This is a genomic window from Nocardioides sp. F233 (assembly GCF_057813895.1).
The window spans coordinates 1-292 of the sequence record NZ_JBVASH010000034.1; the positions used below are offsets into that span (position 1 = coordinate 1).

Sequence of the window (292 nt, forward strand, 5' to 3'; positions counted from 1 at the left end):
GTGCCGGCCAGCCGGCCGTGCAGGAACCGGGCCCACGCGGTGGCCATGTCAGTCCTCCGTGCCTTCGAGCACGCCGGGGTCGCGCAACCACCTCGCGACCCGGGCCGCGGCGTCGCGACGGTGCGCGGGCTCGATCAGCTCGTGGCCCTCGCGCGGGTTGACGACCAGCTCGGTCCCCACTCCCGCCCGAGCCAGCTCGCCGAAGAGCTGCTCGGCCAGGGCGAGCGGGGTGACCCGGTCGAGGGCGCCGTGAAGGAACAGGGTGGGCGCGGCGCTGGAGGTGACCCGGTAG

1 protein-coding gene is annotated in these 292 nt (G+C 75.7%); it reads right to left on the reverse strand.

The genetic code is table 11. From position 1 onward, the window contains the following. Positions 1 to 48: 48 nt before the first annotated feature. Positions 49 to 292, reverse strand: a 244-nt coding sequence (locus tag ACZYRU_RS26960; protein WP_488960184.1) for an alpha/beta hydrolase family protein, incomplete at its 5' end; no start/stop codon positions are given.